The organism is Synechococcus sp. 65AY6A5 (assembly GCF_002760415.1).
Lineage (GTDB): Bacteria > Cyanobacteriota > Cyanobacteriia > Thermostichales > Thermostichaceae > Thermostichus.
In genome coordinates this window covers 2019093-2038205 of sequence record NZ_AXUW01000001.1, presented here as the reverse complement: position 1 = coordinate 2038205, position 19113 = coordinate 2019093, and the positions used below count along the sequence as shown (strand labels likewise).

The window sequence follows — 19113 nt, the reverse complement described above, 5'->3', positions numbered from 1 at the left end:
AGTAGCGGGGCAATTTCTGCCGGCTTTTACGTGAGTTGCTATCGACATGGAGGTTTGGGTTCCCGCCGCTTCCCAGTTTGTGGGAGAGGATGAGCTGCATCATGCCACGACGGGCTTCCCCTGCACCGCTATCTTTGCCGGCGCTGAGTGCTCTGGTGCTGGCCCTCTCGGCCTGCGGCGAGCTCTCTTCCTCTAATTTGTCTCCCAGCGTCGTTTCCCCTTCTGCCCTGCAGCCGGTTTCCACCCCAACTCCCCTCGCCCCCGCCGCTCTCACACTCGAACAGGCCCGCCAATCGGGTTTGGCGGTGCCCAACAACCGCATCGTCCTGCTCCTCCAGGAACAAGGATCCGATCTGGTGGCCCAGCTCCCTGCCTCCGAGGTGGATCGCTGGCTGGCTCGTACCCCCACCTGGCCGGGGGTGGAGGGGATCGATCTCAGCATTACCCTGGGCAGCTATCGCCAGACCGCCAACGCGCCCCTGCGCCTAGGGCAGCCGGCCACCTTCACTTTTACCAACCCACCTGCCGGGGAAGCGGAGCTCAGCGCCATTGCCTACCGGGGATCCACCACCTTGGCACAAGGGAAGGGATCCCTGACCCTTTCTGCCCGTTCTGGGGGCTCTGGCGGTGCCAATCGCCGCCTTTCTATGTTGGTGCTCTCCGGGGTAGAGGTGCCGCTGCTGCACACGGGATCGGGGGTGCCGGCGCCCGGCCAGCCGTTGCTGCTGTCGGGGGAAAATCTGGAGCGGGCAGAAACGGTTCTCTTCGCTTCAGCCGCCAATCCCGAGCGCAGCTGGAGAGGGGAGATCCGCTCCCGCAGCAACGACCGCCTAACGGTGATGCCGCCGGCCTCCCTTGCCGGCACTGTTTGGGTGGCCGTTGCCGATGCTGCAGGGCAGGGGTTGGGAACCCTGGTTTACGAGTGGCCGGCCCCTACCCCCTCACCCACCCCTACTGCGGCAGCAGCCTCAGCCTGGCGGGTGGAGACCTTGCTGCATGGCCGCACCTCCTCGGCAGTTAACCCCGGGAACAGCGCCTCCGATAGCGGCGGCGAGTCCAGACTCTCCCTCGGACAGATCGGCGGCATTGCCGTCGACCCGGAAGGATTCTTTTACTTAGCTGACCCGGCCCAGCACCGGATTTTTCGGCTTTCTCCCGAAGGGGAACTGGAGGTGTGGGCGGGCAGTGGCAAGGCCGGCCATCGAGACGGAGCAGCGGATCAGGCGCAGTTCGACTCTCCCCAGGGGCTGCTCTGGGATCCCAAGGGGGGGTTGTGGGTGGCCGACAGCGGCAACCATTGCCTGCGCTACATCAGCCGACAGCGGCGGGTGAGCACCTTTGCCGGCACCTGTTCAGCCGGCCACCGAGATGGAGAGCGCGACGAGGCGCAGTTTCGCGAGCCCTTTGGCCTGGCCTTGGGTCTAGACGGCAGCCTTTACGTGGCCGATCGCGCCAATCGTCGCATCCGCCGCATCACTCCCACGGGCAAGGTGACGACGGCCGCTGGCACCGGCCAGCCGGGATCCGCGGATGGGCCGGCAGACCAAGCCCAGCTTCTGGAGCCGACAGCTCTGGCAGTGGACAAGGCGGGTAGCCTCTGGATTGCCGATAGGCATCGCCTGCGCCGGCTCTCTGCCGACGGACACCTGACCACCCTCTCCCAGGCGGAAGCAGGCTACCGCGATGGCCCTCTGGCGGAGGCCCGTTTTCAAACCCTTGCGGGGCTGGCTTTCGACAGTGCGGGGGTCCTCTGGCTGACTGACCAAGACAACCGCCGCATTCGCCGTCTTCAGCCCAGCGGGCAGGTCTCTACCCTGGCCGGGGGGGATGAGCCGGGCTGGCAGGATGGCCCGGTGGTCTCAGCTCGCTTCCAGCGGCCTGGCTCTCTACTTGCCTTGCCAGACGGCAGCTTGGTGGTGGTGGATGCTGGCCTGCCTGGCTTGCGGCGTCTTAGCCGCGTCGTCCCCCAGCCCGCCACTCCCGTTTCGAGGGGATCCCCCTAGGTGCGACGGTGACGGGCCAGGGCCGCTTCGTAAGCCCGCCGACTGGCCTGCAGGGACTTTCCCAAATCCACCACGGGGCGGGGATAGTCTACCCCCAGCCGCACGCCAAACTGCTTTTGCTCAGCAGCGCTGAGGCGGTAGGGCTCGTGGATCTTGTCCCCCGGGATTCCGGCCAGCTCCGGCAGCCAGTGGCGCAGGTAGTGGCCCTGGGGATCGTAGTCGCGGGATTGCTTGGGAATGTGGAAGTAGCGAAAGCCGCGGGCATCGTTGCCCACGCCGGCGGTGTAGTTCCAGTTGCCGTAGTTGCTGGCCACGTCGTAGTCAATCAGCAGCGATTCAAACCATTCCGCCCCCAAGCGCCAGTCGATCCCCAGGTTCTTGGTGAGGAAGCTGGCCACATTCTGCCGCCCGCGGTTGGACATAAAGCCAGTGGCGGCCAGCTCCCGCATGTTGGCATCCACCAGAGGGTAGCCGGTCTCGCCGCGGCACCAAGCCTGAAAGCGGTCCCAGTCCTGCTGCCAGGGGATGGGGATCCCTTGGATCCCTGCGGGGCGAAACAGCTTGGCCCCATGCTTGGCCAAGATGAAGCGAAAGTAGTCCCGCCACAGCAGCTCAAACACCAGCCAGTAGGTGGATTCGTTGCGCACCCGCTCCTCCTCGTAGCGCTTGACTTCGGCGTAGACAACGCGAGGGGAGATGCAGCCCAACGCCAACCAGGCAGAAAGGCGCGAGCTGTCGTTGGGATCCAGCATGCCGTTGCGGGTTTCTTTGTAGACGCGCAGCCGGTCCAGATCCCAGATATAGGTCTGCAGGCGGGCCTGGGCGGCGGTGCTGCCGCCGGCATAGACAAAGCGGGCGCGGGGATCCGGCGGCGGCAAGCTCAACCCCAGCTCCGCCAGAGTGGGCAGAGGGCCAGGGTCCAGCCCTGGCGGCAGGGGCGGCAGGGAGGGGATGGGCAGGGGAGCGCGAATGGCGGCCTTGGCTTCCACCTGCTGGCGGAAGCGGGTGAACACCTCCGGCAGGTCTGCCAGGGCAAAGGGGAGATCTTCGGGGTGGTAGAGGGTGTGACCCCAGTCCAGATGGAGCCGGATCCCCAAGGGCTGCAGCGCTTGCTGCAGGGCCTCAGCAACCGCCTCCTCCTCGGTGCCCACCTCTTCGTGGGCATAGACGGCCTCCACCCCCCACTCCCGCGCCAGGGCCGGGATCACCTGCTCCGGCTGGCCTTGGCGAATGACTAGGTCAGAGCCGCGGGCCCGGAGCTGCTGCCGCAGGTCGGCCAGGCTCTCCAGCAGGAACTGGGCGCGGAAAGAGCCGGTCTTGGGAAAGCCAAAGGCCGTCTGTCCAAAGTGGCGCGGATCTAGGCAATAGAGGGGAATGAGGAGAGATCCCTGCTGGCAAGCCCGCGTCAGCGGCTGGTGATCCAGCAGGCGCAAATCGGTGCGAAACCAGAGCAAAACGGCCATTCTAGACGGATGCCAGCGCTTCCGCTTCTTCTTGGGGATCCCTCCTGGGTCGCCCCAGTTCCGGGCTGGGGACGAAATGGGGCACCTGGGCAGCGGGGATGTGGATGGGGGCCTTGGTGCGCGGGTGATAGGTTTGCCGGGCCGGGCGGTAGCGCAACGAGAAGGTGCCAAAGCGCGCCAGCCGCACCGATCCTCCTTCCGCCAGACATTGGCTGATGCTGTCTAGCATGGCCTCTAGGGCAGCGGCAGCCATTTTGACGGTCAGGCCATCCACCTGGGCGGCCATCTGGCGGGCCAGCAAACGACGATTCAAATGGGGAAGAGAAGCCACGACCACTTATCCAGACAATGGCAACGGGACAACAGCGGCCCTGAGCTTGATGCTCCCAACCTGATATGGCGAGAACTCCATCGGAAAAGAGAACGGCATCTCCCAGGCCGGCTACCTGAAGCTGAAATGTAGGCTTGAGGAAACTGAGAGCTGGGGCGGCCACCTTGCGGCAACTTACACGCAGAGAGGATCCGACACCGCAACTGCCACTAATCCACTGTCTAGCCGGTAGCCAGACTGCTCAACTCGGCTCATCCTTGGCGTGGCCGGAATCGACCACTTCCAGCTCGCTCTCGAAAAACCAGTGCCGGGAGCGATCGGGAAATTCCAAAATGTAGCCGATGCCACTGCCATCGACCACCCGCCGTGCCAGCACCACAGCCTCCTTGCCCACCAGCGCGCTCACCTCTTCTTGTCCGCGATCCTGAATAGAGCGCACCCTAACCTTATCCCCAACTTTGATCACCATAGTCGATCAGGGTAACCGCGAAGAGCTTTACCACTCAAGATGGTACGCCAAAAAGGATCCCTGCCGGAATCTGGCCCGACCGGGCTGAGGCCAACGGGGATTGGCTAGGATGGAAAAAGAGCGTTGTGCCCCCGACTGCCCCTGTGATTGCCCTCTCCCTCAAGCCAGCCCACTGCTCCTGGAGCGTTATCAGCTTTCCCTCCACCCTCTATACCCAGCCGGTTCTGGATTTGTTGATTGCCAAAGTTCCCCCCCCCTGGAGGGCGGAGGTGCGTTTGGGCCTGCAAGAGGCGATCATCAATGCCGTTCGCCACGGCAATGGCCTGGATCCCAACAAGAGGGTGATCGTCGAATACGCCAGCTCCGAGCCGTTTTATCAGTGGCTGGTGCGGGATCAGGGATCCGGCTTTCGTCCCCAGGAGGAGCTAAACCGCTGCCGCTGCGGCATCCTGGAAACGGAAGAGTCAGGGCGGGGAATGCTCCTGCTCACCCAAATTTTCGACTTTGTGCAGTGGAACGAGACGGGCAACCAGCTCTACTTGGGCAAGTACATTCACCCCGGCTGCCGGGATCCCTGGATAGTTTGACGGGCTCCACTCAGTACCACTGCCAAAATAGCTTGCCCCTCTGGAGGAGCCAGTGCCCCCGATCCGGATAGGGAGCCTCGGACAGCGTCAGGGCAGTGGTGGCGAAGGCCAGGCGCGTGGACGACCAGCGGGATCCCTGCAGTTGGGGCAGCCAAGTTTCCGGTAGAACCCCCAGGGATCCGTACCCATAGCCCAGGTTGCGGTGGGGCAGGGGGGCCACCAGGCGGCGCCAGGCGCGGCTGGCGCTCAAGGGAGGATCCGCCAGGGCCGCTTCCAAAGCCGCCAAAGAAGAAGCCAGGTAGGAGTAGCCTTCCCGGTCGGTGTGGTACACCTGGGCCGAGAGAGGCGATGCTTCCGGGATGGCGGGCAGGGCTTGGGGAAGAGCCTCTGCCGCCTGCACCCGGGGAGAGCCTCCCCTGCCGCTGACCTGCAGCAGCCCACCGGCCAAGAGGGGGATGTCTTCTCGCGGCGTGGAGTGGCTTGGCTGGGGTTGCGGCTGGGCCGCCGGCTTGCTCCAGACAGTGGCGGTGCCATGCTTAGTTGCAATCGACACCACCTGCCAGCCCTGGGCGATTGCCCGCTCATCCAGCGTTGGCGCATCCGGCCTCTTGCCAACCCACAGCCAGGCCAGTTCCCCATCCGTGGGCAAAAAGGCAAGGGCGAACTCTCCCCTTTCCGGCAACAAGTGCTGCCAGTCCAGCTCCACCTGCAATTGCAACTGCTGCAGCCATTGGCCGGGATCCAGCCGCAGGCCGAAGAGGCTCAGGGGTTGCATCCGCCCCAAGCTCTGCCAAAGGTTGGCCCAGTTCTGTCCGGAAATTAGCGCTAGCGTCTCGTCGGGCAGATGCCGAATAACCTGCGGATGAAAAGCTTCTACCGTCGGCAAAGCGAACTCAGCAGGCGTATGCCAAAGGGCGGCAGTTTCGGCCACCAACCCCCGAAAGTTGACCCCTAGCCCCAGCCCCACTGCCTGCAACGCCAGAGCGTCGGGAGAGGGCGATTCCGGATTTTGCCAGAAAGCCCAACCCACATGCGCCTCCTGTAGCGGCTGGATCACCTGCCGAAACTGCGGCTTGCTCACCAACGACAACTGCGGCAACTGCCACGCATCGATGGCGGCGCGAATGGCAGCAGCCTGTTCTGCCAGCAGCACATAGCGCTCGCCGAAAAGGGCTGCCGTGAACCCCTGCAACTCCGGAAGCGGGCTGGACACCACCTGAATGCCCTTGTAGGTATCCACCTGCACTGGCAAGCCGGCCAAGCTCTGCCGCTCCCACAACAGGTTCAGCTCGAATTGGGCAAGCGCCGCGTCGCGAGTTTCCAAGGCAACCAAGGTGCCCCACTCCGGCAAGCTGGCCAAGAGGGTGCTTTTCCCCAGCCAGGGCTGCACCTCCCGCTCGAAATCCAGGGCTCCCCCGGCCAGCATGGCTCCCAACCAGCCCGGGCCTGCGCCGGAGAAAAACTTCCGCCACTGCTGACGAGTGGCGCGTCGCTGGGAAGCGGGGGTTGCCGCTTGCCAAAATGCCTGCAAATCCTCGAGAGGGGCGGCCAGCAGCAACAGCGCCTGGGTGGAACGGGGAGCTAGGCCCACAATCGGCGGCAGCGCCGGGCGAGATAGCAACAAAGCCAGAGGGCTTTGGGTGAGCAGCCAGGTGATAGCCCACACCACCAGGGCAGCCAGAAGGCCCAGACCGATCAGGATCCCGCGCAAGAGTTGCCGTTGTCCCATACCCACATCCACAGCCTGAAAGACGCGCCGTCTTGCCTCGATGCCAGTACCTCGGCACGGCGTAACCATCTTACCTGCGAGGGGAAGTTTGCGCGCCTTGCTTGCCTTTGGCCCGAACTCGGAGTGAGCGATAATGGGTGCGGCGTTTGCAGCGATGGCTCAGCGATGCGCATTTCCTTGAAGTGGCTGCGGGAATTGGTGGACTTTGAGCTTTCCCCGGAAGAATTGGCAGAAGCCCTCACTCTGGTGGGGTTTGAGGTGGAGGAGATTGAAGATCGCCGCAGTTGGGCAGAAGGGGTGGTGCTGGGCAGGATCCTAGCCGCCGAGCCCCATCCCAATGCTGACAAGCTGCGCGTTTGCCAGGTGGACTTGGGATCTGAGCAACCGGCCACCATCGTCTGCGGAGCGGCCAACGCCCGCGCCGGCTTGCTGGTTCCTGTGGCCACGCCGGGCACTCATCTGCCCGCTGTGAACCTGACCATTGCCAAAGCGGAGAAACGGGGAGTGCTCTCGGAAGGCATGATCTGCTCTTTGGCCGAGCTGGGGCTGGAGAGGGCTTCGGAAGGGATCCACGAATTTCCGCCTGATTTGGATCTCAAGGCCCACCCGCTGGGGTCTGACGCCCGCCCGCTGCTAGGCCTGGACGATGTGGTGTTGGATCTCACTTCCACCGCCAACCGCGCCGATGCTCTGAGCATGGTGGGGATCGCCCGCGAGGTGGCCGCCCTCACCCGCAACCCGCTGCGCCTGCCGCCGGTTCAGCCCCTACAGGCCAAGCCCATCCCCAACTTCAACCTGCGCATTGCCGACGCCAAGGCCTGCCCCGCCTACAGTGGCGTGTTGATCGAGGGAGTGAAGGTCGGCCCTTCTCCCGACTGGCTCAAGCATCGCCTGGCCGCCGCTGGCATGCGCTCCATCAACAATGTTGTCGATGTTACCAACTTGATCTTGCTGGAATGGGGCCAGCCCCTGCACGCCTTCGATTGGGATCGCCTGCTGCAGGTCATGGGCAAGAAGAAGCCCACTATTGAGGTGCGCTTTGCCCAGGCGGGAGAAACCCTGAAAACCCTGGACGGCCAAACCCGCACCTTGCACCCTGAAAGCCATCTCATCGTGGCCGGCGGCCAGCCGGTAGCCCTAGCAGGTGTGATGGGGGGAGAAGAGACAGAAGTGAGCTCGGCCACCACCAGCATTTTTTTGGAGGCCGCCCTCTTCGACCCGGTGGTGACGCGCCGCTCGGCCCGCTCGCAGGGACTGCGCACGGAAGCCTCGGCCCGCTATGAGCGGGGGGTTAATTTTGCCACCCTCGACCTGGCGCGGGATCGGGCGGTGCAGTTGATTTTGGAGCTGGCGGGAGGATCGGTGGTTGGCCTCACCACCTTTGACCAACGGCCACCGCTGGAGCGGACGCTGAAGCTGCGGCTGTCGCGCCTCATCGACGTGTTGGGGGAAGAGGTGCGGCCAGAGGATGTGGAGGAGATCTTGCCGGCCTTGGGCTTTCAGCTTTCCCGCTGTCAGGCAGTTGCCCCGGAGGCTCCCCCCCTCCCTGCTACGGAGACAGCGGGCGTGGCCGGCTGCGTTTGGCAGGTGTCTGTTCCCCCCTACCGCCTGCGGGATGTCGAACGGGAGATCGACTTGATTGAGGAATTTGCCCGTCTCTACGGCTACGACCGCTTCTCGGAAACCCTGCCCACGGAGCCGCAGGTGGGATCCCTCTCTGCACGGGAAACTTTGACCCGGCAAATTCGCGAGGTGATGCGGGGCATCGGCCTGACGGAGGTGTACCACATCTCCCTCTGTCCGGCAGAGGAGGACAGCTCCTTGGTCAAAATCGCCAATCCGCTTTCCCCCGAGTACTCCGCTGTGCGCAAGGCGCTGTTGCCGGGCTTGGTGGAGGCTTTTCGCTTCAACTGGGATCAGGGCAACGGCCCGCTGCAGGCTTTTGAGATTGGCCACGTCTTTGCCTATGCCCCTCCCTCCAGCCCTGAGCCCTATCAGGAGGCGGAGCACTTGGGCGGCATCCTGGGCGGGGACCTCAACCCCAATGACTGGCGGCACCACAGCCGGCCCATGGACTGGTTTGAGGCTAAGGGGCTCTTGGTCTCGGCGCTGGAGCGGCTGGGGTTTACTTCTGAGTTTCGCCCCGATCCCCCCGAGGCGCAATCGCCGCTGTTGCACCCCGGTCGACAGGCCGGCATCTGGATTGAGGGATCCCGCATTGGCCTATTTGGGCAGTTGCACCCCCGCCTTTGCCAGGAGAAGGATTTGCCGGAGGAGGTCTATGGGTTTGAGGTGGATCTGGATCCCTTGTTGGCCAGCCTGGAGAAGCGGGGCCGGGTGCAATTTTCCCCCTTTTCCCCTTTCCCCGCCTCCGCCCGGGACATTGCCTTCTTTGCGCCGCTGGAGCTGTCGGTGGCAGACATCGAGAAAGTAATCCGCCAGGCGGCAGGCCCTCTGCTGCAGTCGGTACAGCTTTTCGACGAGTACCGCGGCCAAGGGGTACCGCCGGGGCAGCGCAGTCTGGCCTTCCGGCTGGTCTACCGCGCTCTGGATCGCACGCTCACCGATGCCGAAGTGGAAGCTGCGCAAAACCAGGTGAGGGCCCAGCTAGAAAAGCACTTTCCGGTTACCTTGCGCAGCTAGCCGTCTGCTAGTTTCTAGTACGATCTTCGGGAAGTTTTACACGGGACTTTTGGCCGTGCAGAGCAACGCCTCTCTTTCGGCAGCAACCAGCTCTCAGGCTGTGGCCTGTGATCCCCTAACACGGGCGCAGATTCTCCTCGAAGCCCTGCCCTACATCCAGCAGTACCAGGGGCGCATCATGGTCATCAAATACGGCGGCGCCGCCATGGTGCAGCAGGAGCGCCGAGCTGAGGTGCTGCGGGATATTGTTTTTCTTGCCTGTGTCGGCATTCGGCCGGTGCTGGTGCATGGCGGGGGGCCGGAAATCAACAGTTGGCTCCAGAAGCTGGACATCCCTTTCAAGTTTGTCGACGGCCTACGGGTAACCGATGCCGCCACCATGGAGGTGGTGGAGATGGTGCTGGTGGGCAAAGTCAACAAACAGATTGTCCAGCTCATCAGCTTGGCTGGCGGATCGGCGGTGGGGCTGTGTGGCCGGGATGGCAACCTCATTAAAGCTCGCTCCCAGGGTCGAGCGGAAATTGGCTTTGTGGGGGAGGTGAGCAGCGTCAACCCGCAGGTGCTGCACACTCTGCTAGAGGGCAACCAGATCCCGGTCATTGCCAGTGTGGCCGCTGACGAGACCGGCCAAGCCTACAACATCAACGCCGACACCGTGGCCGGGGAGCTGGCAGCCTCTCTAGGGGCAGAGAAGTTAATCCTCCTCACCGATACCCCAGGCATTCTCAGGGATCCTGAGGATCCCAGCTCCCTGATTACGCTCCTGGATATCGAGACGGCCCGCCAGTTGATCCAGACAGGGGTGGTCAGAGGGGGAATGATCCCCAAGGTGCAGTGCTGCATTCGCGCCTTGGCCCAAGGGGTGCGCGCTGCCCACATCCTGGATGGCGGCTCCCCTCACTCCCTGCTCCTGGAGCTGCTGACCGATGCCGGTGTGGGCACCAAGATGATCCCTTCTCAGTTCTCTGCCCAGTTGGGGAACGGAGCTTCCCTCTAGTCTTCGTTCGCGACAGCGGTGCGGCAATGGGATCTGCGCCCATGGCTGAGACATTGAACCACGGCTTGGCGGACCCTTGTCGGGTTTAGCTGGGCCCCAGCTCCTTGCTGGCGCGCGCCAATCTCCACGAGGTGTCATCAGCGTTCTTGGGTAGAAGTCCGTGAGCCTTGCTACCTCTTCCTCCAGGGATCCCCGCAGCGACTGGCGGCTGCTGCGGCTGCTCTGGCCCTATGCCCGTCGGCACCTGAAGCTGTTGTTGGCGGCCTTGGCCTTTTTGCCGCCCCTGGCCCTAGCCGATGCGGTGCAGCCGTTGATCCTGCAGCGGGCCCTGGACGGCCCCATCGCCCAAGCGCTTGCCCAAGGCGACAGTGGGATCCTCGCCGGCCTCTGGCCCTACGCGGGCCTGTTGATCCTCACCCTGCTGGCCCGCTGGGTTTTTCAGGCCCTGGAAGGGTATAGCAGCCAGAAGCTGGGGCAGTTGATGACCCGCGACATCCGCAACGATCTCTTCGCCCACGTGCTGGCCCTGCCGGCCCAATTTTTCGATCGCACCCCGGTGGGCAAGTTGATCACCCGCATCACCAGCGATGTGGAGGCCTTGGGAGATGTGTTTTCCACCGGCGCGGTCGGCATCGTCAGCGACCTCTTTACCCTGCTGGTAATCGGGGTGGTGATGCTCAGCCAGCGCTGGGATCTGGGCCTGCTGCTGATCCTCATCGTCCTGCCAGCCAGCGCTGTAGTGGTCGAGCTGCAGCGCCGCTTTCGCGATGCCAACTTTCGCGTGCGGGAAGAGCTCTCTAAGCTCAACGCCTGGATCCAGGAAAACGTCTTGGGCATTGCCGTGGTGCAACTGTTTCGGCGGGAGCGGCTCAACAGCGAGATTTTTCAAACCATCAACCGCCGCTACATCCAAGAGGTGGATCAGACCATCCTCTACGACGCTGCCCTTTCCGCCGTTTTGGAGTGGGTTGCCTGGCTGGCGGTGGCCGCTCTCCTCTGGGTGGGCGGGCAGCAGGTGCTGGCAGCCGGCAGGGGGGAGTGGCTGGGATCCCTGCCCCGAGAACCTCTCACCTTCGGCAGCCTCTACGCCTTCATCCTCTTTTCCCAGCGCTTTTTCAACCCGCTGCGCCAGTTGGCGGAAAAGTTTACCGCCCTGCAGGCGGGGTTCACCGCCGTGGAACGCATCGACCACATCCTCCGCCTGCCCGTCGCCATCCGGGATCCCGTCAGCCCCCGCCACCTGCCCCCAACCGCCAAAGGAGAGGTGCAGTTCGAGCATGTTTGGTTTGCCTACAACCCCGGCGAGTGGGTGCTCAAAGACCTCAGCTTCACCATCCGCCCCGGCGAAAAGGTCGCCCTCGTGGGGCCCACCGGCGCTGGCAAAAGCTCCATCATTCGCCTACTTTGCCGCCTTTACGAAGTAACTCGCGGCTGCATCCGCATCGACGGCGTGGACATTCGCCACCTGCCTCAGGCCGAGCTGCACCGTCACCTGGGCGTGATCCTGCAAGATGGATTCTTGTTCTCTGGAGATATCCAGCAAAACATCACTCTAGGAGAGGAGGGCGAGCTGGCAGAAGTGGAGCGGGTGGCCCGTCAACTCCACCTGCACGAGCTCATCCGCGATCTGCCCCAGGGCTACGCCACCCCCGTGCGGGAGCGGGGCAGCAACCTCTCCAGCGGCCAAAAACAGCTCATCAGCTTTGTGCGGGCCCTGTGGCGGGATCCGAAAATCTTGGTCTTGGACGAGGCCACCGCCAGCCTAGATGTGGGCACCGAGGCCCTGATCCAATCCGCCCTGGAAACCCTGCTGCGGGATCGCACCGCCCTGATCATCGCCCACCGCCTCTCCACCATCCGCCACGTGGATCGCATCCTCGTGCTGCAGCGAGGGGAACTGAAAGAACAGGGATCCCACGCCGAGCTCATGGCCCTCAACGGGCTCTACGCCCACCTCTACCGGCTGCAAGATTTGGGCAGCTAGCGACCAGAACCAAAGCGAGACCGAAGCGCCCGCAGGGTGGTGAAGCTGGCATCCGCAAGCGCGATGCGGGCTTTGCAGAGGAGCAGATTGCCATTATCTAAAGCCGTGTCTTTCAGGCTGGCCAAACCGTCGCCGGCCTGCACCAGAAACCGACGGCTCCAGGTGGAGAAGTTTTTGCTGAAGGTGTTGATCAGGCGTTCCATGGGGACTGCTCGTTCCGCTTTGAGTCTCCTACTTAGCCTACTCCGCCGGCAAGCGATCTCCGCAAGCCTGAGCAATTCCCGAGAAAATTGTTACAGATTATTAAAAACTTGCTGTCAAGGCGGCAGACTAGCTATCATGAACCGCAAGTCCGGCATACAACGAGAAACAGTTAGCCATGAGTCAGCGGCCAGAGGTTCTGGAAGGCGCAGAGGCCAAGCAAAAGGTGACGTTGTATCTCCCACCCGAGTTGCACCGGAATCTGAAGATTCGGGCTGCCGTGGAGCGGGAGCCGATGTCGGCAGTAGCGGAGAAGGCCCTCACCTTCTACCTGCTTCACCCGGAGGTCATCGAAGGGGTGCAAGGCAGCGCCTACCGCGTCCACCGCTGCCCTGAGTGCGGCCATCCGTTTGTCATCCGCAATGGGGAGGTGGTTTCGCTTCACCAGCAGTCCGCTTCTGAAGCCATCCTCGAAGAGGTGGAGCCGGAATACTGGGGAGCGGCCTCGGCCTCCGAAGAGCAACGACAAGACGAGCTGGTGCCCTGCTAAGGCTTTTTGCGCTGTTTCAAAGGTATGCCTCTTTGTGAGCTTGAGCAGACAGGAGGGGTATAAAACAAGGGTTAGTAAAGAGCAAGTCAGGATATCTCAAGTACTTTGAAGACAGGCAAACTCCAGACGCCGTTTTCCTTCCTTTCTGTCGGTTTCGCTTAGATTTCCCTCCGCGCAGTTGGTGTTTCCCATGCAAGAGCTCAGCATTCTCATCCAAGCTCAATACCCACTGCTCTACCTGGTCACTCCAGAGGAAGAACGGGCGGAGGCAGCTCTGGCGGCGATCGCTCGCACCCTCAAGCCGCAGCGGCGCCTGTTTGTCTGGACGGTTACCCACGGCATTGTTGAATACGGCAACCCCCGCAGCCTCACCCAGCACAACACCCAATCCCCCCAGCCGGCTATTCAGTGGGTGATGGAGCAAAAAGATCCCGCCATCTGCGTCTTCAAAGATCTGCACGACTTTTTGGACAACACCGAAGTCAAACGCTGGCTGCGCGATGCCATCGCCAGCTTGAAGGGATCCCACAAAACCATCTTGCTGATGTCGCCGGTGCAGGTAATTCCCGTCGAGCTGGAAAAAGACATTTGCGTGGTGGACTTTCCCTTGCCGGACATGGCCACCCTGGAGCGCACCCTCAACCGGCAGTTGGAGCAGCTTCCCCGCGGCGGATCCCTGAGCCCTGAGGCGCGGGAAAAGCTGGTCAAGGCAGCCCTTGGCCTAACGCAAGACGAGGCGGAAAAAGTTTACCGCAAGGCGGTGGTGATGCACGGCCGCCTCAGCGAGGCAGAGGTGGATATCATCCTCTCTGAGAAAAAGCAGCTGATCCGGCGCAACGGCATCCTCGAATTCATCGAAGAAGACGAGACCATCGACGCCGTCGGCGGCCTAGAGGAGTTAAAGCGCTGGCTGCTGCAGCGCTCTGAGGCCTTTACCGAGCGGGCCCGCGCCTATGGCTTGCCTCAGCCCAAGGGACTCTTGATTCTGGGCGTACCTGGCTGTGGTAAGTCCTTGATCGCCAAGACCACCGCCCGCCTCTGGGGCCTGCCGCTGCTGCGCCTGGATATGGGCCGGGTCTACGATGGCTCTATGGTCGGCAAGTCGGAGGCCAACCTGCGCAGCGCCCTGCGCACTGCTGAATCGCTGGCGCCGGCCATCCTTTTTATCGACGAGCTGGACAAAGCCTTCGCCGGAGCGGCAGGTTCCAGCGACTCCGACGGCGGCACCTCCAGTCGTATCTTTGGCTCCTTTCTCACTTGGATGCAGGAGAAGCGCTCGCCGGTGTTTGTCATGGCCACGGCCAACCGCGTGGATCGCCTGCCGGGCGAATTCCTGCGCAAAGGCCGTTTTGACGAGATTTTCTTCGTGGATCTGCCCAACATTAACGAGCGCATGGAGATTTTCCGGATCCACCTGAAGAAGCGGCGGCGCGACATCAGCCGCTTTGATCTGCGCCAGCTAGCCGCCGCCTGCGAGGGCTTCTCCGGCGCGGAGATCGAACAAGTTTTGATTGCTGCCATGTACGAAGCGTTTGCCCAGAACCGCGAATTTACCCAACTGGACATTTTGGCAGCAACGAAAGCAACTCAACCGCTATCTCGCACCATGACGGAGCAAGTGGTAGCGTTGAGGGAATGGGCCCAGCAGCGGGCTCGGCCTGCAGCAGCCTCTGTAGCCGAGTACCAGCGGCTGGAGTTCTAGCAGGGGGGTGAAAGGCCAGAATCGCCTTGGCAGAGGCAGAGACGGCTAAAGCTTAACCTTCCCCGCTAGGCGTTGCCCATTGTTTGTGTTGATGTTCCAACCCCTACACATACACAAAGGAGAGAAACACCATGTCTCATTTTAGCACCTTGCGCACCAAGATCACCGATGGCCAGATCCTGGTTAACTCCCTGCGCGATCTCGGCTACACCGTTAAGCTGAACGCCGATGTGCGTGGCTACAACGGCCAGCGTGTTCGTGCCGACATCGTGGCCCAGTTGGAGGGCGACTACGATCTGGGCTGGTCCAAGAACCCCGACGGTTCCTACGACCTGATCGCCGATCTGTGGGGCGTGGCCAAGAAGCACAACCAAACCGAGTTGATCAACTCCATCAACCAGAAGTACGCCGTCAACAAGACCTTGGCCGAGGTGAAGCGCCCTGGCTTGAACAACGCCAACGTTAAAGTGGTGATGCACTAAGCCGGATCCCGTCTCGCCATTGCTGCGGCCATCTGCGCCGAGCAGATTAAAAGAGGGGCTGAACTCAGCCCCTACTTTTTTGCTTTTTGCTGCTTTTGGGTTAATGAGCCGAGCTACCCTACGCTTCGCTAAGGGCGGCGATGCCGGGCAGCTCTTTGCCTTCCAGCAGCTCCAGGCTGGCGCCGCCGCCGGTGGAAATGTGGGTCATTTTGTCGGCTAGGCCCACTTTTTCCACAGCCGCCACCGAGTCGCCGCCGCCGATAATAGTGATGGCACCGGCCTGGGTGAGGTCGGCCAGGGTGCGGGCAATGGCTTCTGTGCCAGCGGCAAAGCGGTCGAACTCAAACACACCCATCGGCCCGTTCCAGACTACGGTTTTGCACCCTTGCAGGGCGGCCTGGAAGGCTTTGACCGATTCGGGGCCGATGTCCAGGCCCATCCAGTCTTCCGGAATGGCGTGGATGGAAACCGTCTGGGCGTTGGCGTCTTTGTCAAACCTATCGGCGACCACCACGTCCACCGGCAGCAGCAGCTCCACGCCCCGCGCTTTGGCCTTCTCCATCAGGGAGCGGGCCAGATCCAGCTTGTCGGTTTCCACCAAAGACTTGCCGGTTGGGATCCCTTGGGCTTGGTAGAAGGTGAAGATCATGCCGCCGCCCAGCAGAAGCTTGTCCACTTTTTCCAGCAGGCGCTCGATGACGCCAATCTTAGTAGAGACTTTGGAGCCGCCGATGATGGCCGCTAGCGGTCGCTGGGGGTTCTCGATGGCGCCTGATAAAAATTGCAGCTCCTTTTCCACCAGGTAGCCGGCCACAGCGGGCTGGAGGTAGGCGGTGACGCCGGCAGTGGAGGCGTGGGCGCGGTGGGCGCTGCCAAAGGCGTCGTTGACAAACAAGTCGGCCAGGGAGGCCAGCTTGCGGGCAAATTCTGGATCGTTGGCTTCCTCTTCGGGGTGGAAGCGGACGTTTTCCAGCAGGGCCACCTGGCCGTTTTCCAGAGAGCTGACCACGGCTTCGGCCTCAGGGCCAATGCAATCGGGGGCAAAGGCCACCGGCTGGCCCAGGAGCTGGGCAAGGCGGACGGCCACAGGGGCGAGGCTATTGCCCTCGCGGGCGATCTGGATGGCGCCGGTCGCCTTGTCTTTCTGGATGGGGCGGCCCAGGTGGCTGGTGAGGATGACCTTGGCGCCCGCCTGGGCCAAGGCTTGGATGGTGGGCAGGGAGGCGCGAATGCGGGTGTCGTCGGTGATGTTGCCCTGGGGATCCAGAGGGACGTTGAAGTCGGCCCGCACCAGCACACGCTTGCCCTTGAGATCAAAGCCGGATGACAGCAGGGATCCCAGTGTTTGTTTGGCCATCGTCGTCCCTCCCCCTGGAGCCAAGAGAATTTTTTTCTAGTTTTTCTCCCGTATCCTACCAGGGATCGGATCCCGGCGGGAAACCCGGGCTCTGGAAATCCTCTCCTCCCTGCCTGCGGCCTGAGCGATTGTAACGGTTTGCAAATAGAATGAAAGTGTTGCTTGATCGTCATCATCATGCGTGTTGCCATTGCTGGGGGAGGGCTGGCGGGGCTGGCCTGTGCCAAGTATCTCTGTGATGCCGGGCATCAGCCGCTGCTGTTTGAGCGGCGGGAGGTGCTGGGGGGGCTAGTGGCCGCCTGGAAAGATGCCGACGGGGACTGGATCGAGACGGGGCTGCACAACTTTTTCGGCGCCTACCCCAACACCCTGCAACTGTTCCGGGAGCTGGGCATCTCCGACCGCCTGCAGTGGAAGGAACACAGCTTGATCTTCAACCAGCCGGACAAGCCGGGCACCTACTCCCGCTTTGACCTGCCGGACATTCCCGCTCCCTTTAACGCCATTGTCGGCATCCTGCGCAACAACGACATGCTCACCTGGAGCGAAAAGGTGAAATTTGCCCTGGGGCTGGTGCCGGCCATGGTGCGCGGCCAGCGCTACGTGGAGCAGATGGATCGCTACAGCCTCTTAGAATGGCTGCGCCGGCAGGGCATCGATGAGCGGGTCAACACGGATATTTTCATTGCCGTCTCCAAGGCGTTGGCGTTCATCAACCCGGACGAGATCTCGGCCATGGTGCCCCTGACGGCTCTGAACCGCTTTTTGCGGCAAAAGGACGGCTCTAAGATTGCCTATCTGGATGGCGCCCCGCCGGAGCGGCTTTGCCAGCCGATGGTGGACTCCATCGTGGCCCGCGGCGGCCAGGTGCATTTGAATGCGGCATTGCAGGCCATCGACCTCAACCCCGATGGCAGCGTGGCTGGCTTCCGCTTCGCCACCCCTGCCGGGCCCTTGCAGGTCACTGCCGACGCCTACGTGTCGGCCCTTTCGGTGGATGCGCTCAAGGAGCTGCTGCCGGCTCGGTGGTGGGAAATGCCCTATTTCCAGCAACTGCGCGAGCTGGAAGGGGTGCCGGTGATCAGCCTGCAGATTTGGTTTGACCGCAAGCTCACCCACATCGACCACTCGCTCTTTTCCCGCTCGCCGCTCTTGAGCGTGTATGCCGACATGAGCAACACCTGCCGCGCCTATGCGGATCCAAAGCGCTCGATGCTGGAGCTGGTGCTGGCCCCGGCTGCCGAGTGGATCGAGCGCAGCGATGAGGAGATCTTTGCCGCCACGCTGGAGGAGCTGAAAAAACTCTTCCCCCAGCACCTCACCGGCCCCAACCCCGCGCGGGTGCGCAAATGGGTGGTGGTGAAAACGCCGCGCTCGGTCTACAAAGCCACGCCAGGTCGGCAGCAATACCGCCCCACCCAAGTCACCCCCATTCCCAACTTCTTCCTGGCCGGCAGCTACACCTTGCAGCCCTTTCTGGGCAGCATGGAGGGGGCTATCCTCTCCGGCAAGTGGGCGGCTGAGGCCATCAGCAAAGGGATCCCGTCTCAGCCAGCTTCTGCTTCGCCTGCGAGCTTGGCGACAGCAGGGGTTTAATGCCGCCGAAAGGCAATTTCCTGGAACTTGAGCGTCTGGGCTATCCAGCCTGTCCGCTTTCCCGTAGTGTTGAGATGTGCCCTCGCTGTCCCCATCTGGCCCCGCGCCCCTGGAGATAAGCCCGATGAGTCCGCTGGAGCAATCTTTTGCCCTCTGTCGCCAGATTACGGCCAAGCACGCCAAGACGTTCTATTTGGGATCCCTGCTCCTGCCCCGACCTAAGCGGCGGGCCATCTGGGCTATCTATGCTTGGCTGCGACAGACGGACGAGCTGCTGGACGGGCTGGAGGCCAGCCAGGCTGAGGTGGAGGTCACCCGCAGCAAGCTGGAGCAGTGGGGATCCCACCTGGAATCTTTGTTCCAGGGGGGGGAGCCGCAAGTTCCCACCGACCTGGCCCTCATCCACACCATCCGCACCTACCGCCTCTCGATTGAGCCCTTCCGCGAGATGCTGCGGGGGCAGAGCATGGATCTGGACATTCGGCGCTATGCCACTTGGGAAGAGCTGCGGGTCTACTGCTACCGGGTGGCCGGGGTAGTGGGCCTGATGTGCTCGGAGATCATGGGGTTTGTGCCGGGCCGGGATGGCCGCGAGGAGGCGGTGGCGCTGGGGATCGCCATGCAACTGACCAACATCTTGCGCGATGTGGGGGAAGATGCCCGCCGCGGGCGGATCTACCTCCCTCTAGAGGATCTGCGCCGCTTCAACTACTCGGAGCGGGATCTGTTTAACTACGTCATCGACGAGCGCTGGATGGCCCTGATGGACTACGAGATCCGGCGGGCTAGAGAGCTCTATGCCCAAGCGGAACGGGGGATCCCCACGCTGCAGCCGGACTCCCGCTGGCCGGTGGCGGCATCTCTGATGCTCTACCGGCAGATCCTCAACGCCATTGAGCGCAACCACTACCAGGTGTTTCGCACCCGCGCCTATGTGTCTACCCTGAGCAAGGCGCTGGCGCTGCCGGTGGCCTGGTGGCGGTCGTGGCGCTCCAACTACTACGGCTACTAGCTGCGCT

At 62.7% G+C, this 19113-nt stretch carries 16 protein-coding genes; 10 read left to right on the top strand and 6 right to left on the bottom strand.

Annotated elements, in window-relative coordinates; translation table 11 throughout:
• The first annotated feature begins 101 nt into the window (after nt 1-101).
• On the top strand, nt 102-2003 hold the full coding sequence (locus SYN65AY6A5_RS09715; RefSeq protein WP_240530501.1) for a hypothetical protein: 1902 nt from the start codon (nt 102-104) through the stop codon (nt 2001-2003).
• Here SYN65AY6A5_RS09715 and SYN65AY6A5_RS09710 read toward each other — a convergent pair.
• The 3 genes from SYN65AY6A5_RS09710 to SYN65AY6A5_RS09700 all read right to left on the bottom strand — a co-directional run bounded on the left by SYN65AY6A5_RS09710 (nt 2000) and on the right by SYN65AY6A5_RS09700 (nt 4266).
• On the bottom strand, nt 2000-3466 hold the full coding sequence (locus tag SYN65AY6A5_RS09710) for a DASH family cryptochrome (protein WP_099884307.1): 1467 nt from the start codon (nt 3464-3466) through the stop codon (nt 2000-2002). The genes SYN65AY6A5_RS09715 and SYN65AY6A5_RS09710 overlap by 4 nt on opposite strands.
• Before the next feature lies 1 nt (nt 3467).
• Entirely contained in the window at nt 3468-3797 is a 330-nt protein-coding gene (locus SYN65AY6A5_RS09705) for an HU family DNA-binding protein (RefSeq protein ID WP_240527754.1), read from the bottom strand.
• Nucleotides 3798-4038: 241 nt separating this feature from the next.
• Complete coding sequence (locus tag SYN65AY6A5_RS09700) at nt 4039-4266, bottom strand: cytochrome b6f subunit family protein (RefSeq protein WP_240527287.1); 228 nt, start codon at nt 4264-4266, stop codon at nt 4039-4041.
• Nucleotides 4267-4391: 125 nt separating this feature from the next.
• On the opposite strand from SYN65AY6A5_RS09700, the gene SYN65AY6A5_RS09695 reads away from it, so the two are divergent.
• Nucleotides 4392-4853 (top strand): ATP-binding protein, encoded by a 462-nt coding sequence (locus SYN65AY6A5_RS09695; RefSeq protein WP_276307391.1) that lies wholly within the window; start codon nt 4392-4394, stop codon nt 4851-4853.
• A gap of 10 nt (nt 4854-4863) precedes the next feature.
• Here the strand turns inward: SYN65AY6A5_RS09695 and SYN65AY6A5_RS09690 are convergent, their stop codons facing one another.
• A complete protein-coding gene (locus tag SYN65AY6A5_RS09690) occupies nt 4864-6651 on the bottom strand; it encodes a DUF3352 domain-containing protein (RefSeq protein WP_228375402.1) in 1788 nt (595 codons plus the stop codon).
• Between the two features lie 96 nt (nt 6652-6747).
• On the opposite strand from SYN65AY6A5_RS09690, the gene pheT reads away from it, so the two are divergent.
• The 3 genes from pheT to SYN65AY6A5_RS09675 all read left to right on the top strand — a co-directional run bounded on the left by pheT (nt 6748) and on the right by SYN65AY6A5_RS09675 (nt 12206).
• Nucleotides 6748-9225 (top strand): phenylalanine--tRNA ligase subunit beta, encoded by a 2478-nt coding sequence (gene pheT / locus SYN65AY6A5_RS09685; protein ID WP_099884305.1) that lies wholly within the window; start codon nt 6748-6750, stop codon nt 9223-9225.
• A 100-nt stretch (nt 9226-9325) separates the two neighbouring features.
• Nucleotides 9326-10222: an acetylglutamate kinase gene (gene argB, locus SYN65AY6A5_RS09680; RefSeq protein ID WP_099884609.1), complete on the top strand. Its 897-nt coding sequence runs from the start codon at nt 9326-9328 to the stop codon at nt 10220-10222.
• A gap of 160 nt (nt 10223-10382) precedes the next feature.
• Nucleotides 10383-12206 carry an ABC transporter ATP-binding protein gene (locus tag SYN65AY6A5_RS09675; protein ID WP_099812530.1) on the top strand — a complete coding sequence of 608 codons (1824 nt, stop codon included), beginning with the start codon at nt 10383-10385 and terminating at the stop codon, nt 12204-12206.
• Here SYN65AY6A5_RS09675 and SYN65AY6A5_RS09670 read toward each other — a convergent pair.
• Nucleotides 12203-12409, bottom strand: a complete 207-nt coding sequence (locus tag SYN65AY6A5_RS09670) for a hypothetical protein (RefSeq protein WP_041438058.1) — start codon at nt 12407-12409, stop codon at nt 12203-12205. The genes SYN65AY6A5_RS09675 and SYN65AY6A5_RS09670 overlap by 4 nt on opposite strands.
• A gap of 176 nt (nt 12410-12585) precedes the next feature.
• Here SYN65AY6A5_RS09670 and SYN65AY6A5_RS09665 point away from each other — a divergent pair, with 176 nt between their 5' ends.
• The 3 genes from SYN65AY6A5_RS09665 (at nt 12586) to SYN65AY6A5_RS09655 (ending at nt 15141) form a co-directional block, all read left to right on the top strand.
• Entirely contained in the window at nt 12586-12957 is a 372-nt protein-coding gene (locus tag SYN65AY6A5_RS09665; RefSeq protein WP_011429222.1) for a hypothetical protein, read from the top strand.
• Between the two features lie 190 nt (nt 12958-13147).
• Entirely contained in the window at nt 13148-14659 is a 1512-nt protein-coding gene (locus tag SYN65AY6A5_RS09660; protein WP_011429223.1) for an AAA family ATPase, read from the top strand.
• 131 nt (nt 14660-14790) lie between these two features.
• Nucleotides 14791-15141 carry a DUF1257 domain-containing protein gene (locus SYN65AY6A5_RS09655; protein ID WP_011429224.1) on the top strand — a complete coding sequence of 117 codons (351 nt, stop codon included), beginning with the start codon at nt 14791-14793 and terminating at the stop codon, nt 15139-15141.
• A 118-nt stretch (nt 15142-15259) separates the two neighbouring features.
• Here the strand turns inward: SYN65AY6A5_RS09655 and SYN65AY6A5_RS09650 are convergent, their stop codons facing one another.
• The gene (locus SYN65AY6A5_RS09650; protein WP_011429225.1) at nt 15260-16498 is read right to left on the bottom strand and encodes a phosphoglycerate kinase; all 1239 of its coding nucleotides are present in this window, start codon (nt 16496-16498) and stop codon (nt 15260-15262) included.
• A 177-nt stretch (nt 16499-16675) separates the two neighbouring features.
• On the opposite strand from SYN65AY6A5_RS09650, the gene pds reads away from it, so the two are divergent.
• A complete protein-coding gene (gene pds / locus SYN65AY6A5_RS09645) occupies nt 16676-18094 on the top strand; it encodes a 15-cis-phytoene desaturase (RefSeq protein ID WP_011429226.1) in 1419 nt (472 codons plus the stop codon).
• 124 nt (nt 18095-18218) lie between these two features.
• Nucleotides 18219-19106 (top strand): phytoene synthase, encoded by an 888-nt coding sequence (locus tag SYN65AY6A5_RS09640; RefSeq protein WP_041438059.1) that lies wholly within the window; start codon nt 18219-18221, stop codon nt 19104-19106.
• Nucleotides 19107-19113: the final 7 nt, after the last annotated feature.